The 3,550-nt window shown below is 68.3% G+C and carries 3 protein-coding genes; all 3 read right to left on the bottom strand.

All coding sequences use genetic code 11. From position 1 onward, the window contains the following. Positions 1 to 1,127, bottom strand: a 1,127-nt coding sequence (gene folC, locus DBR34_RS18500; RefSeq protein ID WP_258224116.1) for a bifunctional tetrahydrofolate synthase/dihydrofolate synthase, incomplete at its 3' end; no start/stop codon positions are given. 46 nt (positions 1,128 to 1,173) lie between these two features. Continuing rightward, positions 1,174 to 1,818 (bottom strand): histidine phosphatase family protein, encoded by a 645-nt coding sequence (locus DBR34_RS18495; protein WP_038690206.1) that lies wholly within the window; start codon positions 1,816 to 1,818, stop codon positions 1,174 to 1,176. Between the two features lie 200 nt (positions 1,819 to 2,018). Further along, positions 2,019 to 3,550, bottom strand: a 1,532-nt coding sequence (locus DBR34_RS18490) for a S46 family peptidase (protein ID WP_258224115.1), incomplete at its 5' end; no start/stop codon positions are given.

Raw genomic sequence — 3,550 nt, 5'->3', positions numbered from 1 at the left:
GTGTCCTGCAGGCGGGCCTGCAGCGCCTGCGCGCTCTGCGCGCGGGCACCGTCCAGACCGGCCAGGTGCCACGCATCGACCTGCCCGCCCAGCGCCTCGACCACGCCGGCCGCATCCTTGTCCTGCAGGGCGGCAAACACCGCCCGGGTGCGCCCGGCCACCGGTGCGGCCTTCAGTGCGGCCGCCAGTTCGCGCGCGGCCTGCGGGTTGTGGCCCACATCCACCAGCACGTCCACGCCGTTGCGCTGCACGGCCTGCAACCGGCCACGGATGCGCGCGGTGGCCACGCCTTCGGTGATCGCCGCGCGCGACAGCGGCTTGTCCAGGGTGCGCAGCGCGGCGATCGCGGAGGCGGCATTGCGCAGCTGGATCGGGCCGCGCAGGGCCGGGGTGGGCAGCTCGATGCTGAACCCCACATCGCGCCAGCGCCAGTGTTGCGCATCGATGACGTCGGCGAAGAAATCGCTGCCGCCGCGGATCGCGTTGGCGCCCAGCAGGTAGGCACGGGCCAGCACGCTGGACGGCGGATCGGTTTCGCCCAGGATCACCGGCTTCCAGCCGCGGATGATGCCGGCCTTCTCCACGCCGATCGCTTCGCGATCCTCGCCCAGCCACTCGCTGTGATCGATGTCCACGGTGGTGATCACCGCCACGTCGGCGTCGACGATGTTGACCGCATCCAGGCGCCCCCCCAGGCCGACTTCGAGTACTGCCAGGTCCAGCCCGGCCTGCCCGAACAGGTACAGCGCGGCCAGCGTGCCGTACTCGAAATAGGTCAGCGTGGTGCTGCCGCGTGCATCTTCGATGGCATTGAAAGCGGCCATCAGCGCCTCGTCGGCGACGTCCTGCCCATCGATGCGCACGCGCTCGTTGTAACGCAGCAGGTGCGGCGAGGTGTACGCGCCGACCTTCCACCCGGCCGCCCGCGCGATCGCCTCGATGAAGGCGACCGTGGAACCCTTGCCGTTGGTGCCGCCCACGACCACGGTGTACGCGCCGGGCTGCGCCAACCCCAGTGCCTGCGCGACGCTGCGCACGCGCTCCAGGCCCATGTCGATGGTAGCCGGGTGCTGCTGCTCGATATGGCTGAGCCAGGCGGAAAGGGTGTGCGGGCGTGCGGTGGTCATGGGCATTGGATCAGTGGGGCGGACGACGGAATGGGACGCGGGACGGTTACAGCGCGCGGTGCTTGGCTTCGCCGAAGAACGGGGTGTGGTGTGCGCAGTCGTTCAGGCGCACCAGTTCGAGCTGGTCCAGGTCGGCACCTTCGAGCAGGTTCAGCGTGGTCGGGGCCTGGCGGAAGGTCCACAGGCGCGACAGCGGCAGGCCGAGGATGCGGCACAGGATGACCCGGTTGACCGCATCGTGGGCGACCACCAGCAGGGTGTCGTGCTCGCCCAGGCCTTCGGCGGCACGCGCCAGGCCGCGCCAGCTGCGCTCCAGCACCAGGCGCAGCGATTCGCCACCGGGCATCAGCACGGTGTCGGGCTCGTCGCGCCAGGCCTGCAGGCGCGACGGGTCTTTTTCATGGATTTCACTGGCCAGCAGGCCTTCCCACTCACCGTGCGCGATCTCCTGCAGCTCCGGTTCGGTCAGCAGCATCGACGCGCGTTCGGCACCCAGCGCCAGCTGTGCGGTGCGTTGTGCACGCGACAGCGGCGATGCCACCGCACGGGTGATGTCCACCGACTTCAGGCGCTCCCCGAGGGCCTGGGCCTGGGCTTCGCCGATCGGCGACAACGGGATATCGATCTGGCCCTGGTAACGGCCTTCGGCATTCCACGGCGTTTCACCGTGGCGGGCAAGCAGGATGCGCATGCGTACTGGGAGTCCTTGGGGGGAGGAATGCTGTCGCAATCGTTCACATGATGTGAATGACCGCGAGCACCGCATGATACCCGGTAGATGCCGACCGTTGGTCGGCACGGGCCACGGGCCCTGCAGCGACCGCCTGCCGCCCCACGGTCGACATCTGCCCAACGAAAAACCCCGCGGCTTTCGCCGCGGGGTTGTGAGGGTCACTTCGCCAGGTTCAGCTCTTTCAGCAGCTGCGGCGCGGGCGCCACTTCCTGCATGATCCACTGCATGTAGCGGCTGTCCACCGCGATCATGCGGGTCATCACCGGGTCGAACACCCAGTTGGAGCTGACCGACTCCCAGTTGCCGTCGAACGCCAGGCCCACCAGCTTGCCGTGCGCATCCAGCACCGGCGAACCGGAGTTGCCGCCGGTGATGTCCAGGTTGGACAGGAAGTTCACCGGCACCGAGCCGATCCGCTTGTCTTCCAGGCCGCCGTAGCGCTTGGCCTTGACCGCCTCCAGCAGCGCCTTGGGCGAATCGAACGGATCCACGCCGGTTTCCTTGGCGGCCACGCCTTCCAGGGTGGTGAACGGGGTGTAGTTCACGCCGTCCTTGCCATAGCCCATGACGTTGCCGAAGGTGATGCGCAGCGACAGGTTGGCATCGGGGTAGACGAAGCCGCCCTTGCTCTTCTTGTAGTCGGCCACGGCCTGCAGGTACAGCGGGCGGGCGGTCAGCGATTCGCCTTCGCGGATCTTCTTCTGCTCTTCCTGCTTGAGCAGCGCCGGCATCGCCGCCACGGCGTACTGGATGGCCGGATCGGTGCTGGCCTCGAAGGCGGCGCGGTCGGCCTTGAACCAGCTCAGGCGCTTGTCCAGGCTGCCCAGTTCGGTGCCGCCCAGCTTGGCCACCAGCGCCTTGACTGCAGCAGCGTCACTGCCGGCCAGCCACGTGTTGAGCACCGCGTTGCTGCGCTGATCGGCCGGCAGGGCGACGTACTGGTCCAGCCAGTAGGTCTGCAGCTGCTGGTCCATCTTCGCCACGTAGCGGCGATCCATCTGCTTCAGGCCGCCTTCGATGGTGGTCAGGTCGCGCTCCTGGAAGCCCGCTTCGCGCTCGGCATCGGGCTTGGCGCGCTCGATCGACAGGCGGTACAGCGACAACGCCGCGCCCACCGCCGAGGTGCTGTTGAACTGGCTCACGAACAGGTCGCGCTCGCGCGTGGCCTTGCTGGTATCCAGGTGCTTGATCAGCTGCGCGTGCGCGGCCAGCGCCGGCTTGCCTGCCGCGCCCTGCTGCTTCAGCCAGGCCAGCACGGCCGCTTCTTCAGCCTTCTTCTGGCCGGCCGCGTCGATGCGCTTGAAGCCTTCCAGCTGGCCGACGTAGTTCTTGGCCACGTTGTTCATGCTGGCCGCGGTGGCGGCGTACTTCACCTTGATGTCGGCGTCGGCCTTGCCGGCCTCGTCGATCATCTTCAGCACCGCGGCGTAATGCTGGGCGATGGTCGGGTAGGTCCAGCCTGCGGTTTCGTTGAACTCACCGGCCAGCGCATAGCGGTTGGTGCGGCCCGGGTAGCCGGCCACCATCACGAAGTCGTCGGCCCCCAGCGGCTGGTCGGCGAACTTCAGGAAGTGCTTCGGCTGGTACGGCACGTTGTCGGCCGCGAAGGCCGCCGGCTTGCCGTCCTTGCCCACGTAGGCGCGGTAGAACGAGAAATCGCCCGTGTGGCGCGGCCACATCCAGTTGTCGA

The sequence above is a fragment of the Stenotrophomonas sp. HMWF003 genome (genome assembly GCF_003061285.1).
In the GTDB taxonomy this organism is placed as follows: Bacteria; Pseudomonadota; Gammaproteobacteria; order Xanthomonadales; family Xanthomonadaceae; genus Stenotrophomonas; species Stenotrophomonas maltophilia_AP.
This window is presented reverse-complemented; position numbering and strand designations above follow the sequence as displayed.

What these genes read in the sequence shown, in the direction of transcription:
- DBR34_RS18495 (WP_038690206.1), bottom strand. Translation starts at nt 1,818, where the DNA reads ATGCGCATCCTGCTTGCCCGCCACGGTGAAACGCCGTGGAATGCCGAA.